This window comes from Oleiphilus sp. HI0080, assembly GCF_001635135.1.
Window position 1 is genome coordinate 1 of record NZ_LWFU01000886.1, and the last position, 781, is coordinate 781.

Sequence of the window (781 nt, forward strand, 5' to 3'; positions counted from 1 at the left end):
TAAGATGCGTGATTATGCAAACCTCTATGTCGAGGCAGGAAACCAAGACAACGATTTTGCTGCTGTTGCTGGCGGGTTTGACCCGAAAAGAGGCCTGGCAATCGATGGTAAGAAAACTTACGGAGATGGCGACCTAGTTATTCATTTTGATATTACAGATCCATGGCAAAAAGAGGGTGGACTGCCAACGTTTTTAGTAAATGATCGATTTGCTACTGATGATTACGAAACGTTTGAGTTGATGACTGAGCATGCTGTTGATTTCAGTTTTGAGATTGATGCCATCGGTATTGCTCGAAGTGACTATGATGTGGGTAGTCGAGGTCTCGACCTAGATGGAAACCATGACACGGGTCTTCATGAAGGTGCGAATGGCACTACTACACTTATCAGCCAATTAAAGATGAAAGGCTATCTCGGCCCGGAAGACTTGCACATTAGTAACAATGGTAATGGGTTCGGTGCGGTCGATTCTAATGGTAATGGTGTGTTTGACGATGCAGAGTTAGCTGCAAGCACAGGGGTGGGTGATGCCAACTCGAAGATCACTTGGAGCGCCTACACCATGATTACTGATATGGAGTTTTACCTTGATATCGCTGGTGTTCAGATCAGGGATATGGCGATTCATAACAAACGGGGTGATCTAACGGGATTGGATGGAACCTCTTCGTTTTATTTCGCGCACTCTATACGAGAGATTTATGCAGTAAGAAACGTTGTACCAAAAATGAGATCAGATGGCACCGTAGATTTTGTCGATGGCATAGCGATCAATACG

Annotated in this window: 1 protein-coding gene; it reads left to right on the top strand. The window is 44.7% G+C overall.

Going from position 1 to position 781, the window contains the following annotated elements; translation table 11 throughout:
* The coding region (locus A3751_RS23050; protein WP_197466461.1) for a hypothetical protein at window positions 1–781 on the top strand (781 nt) is incomplete at both ends.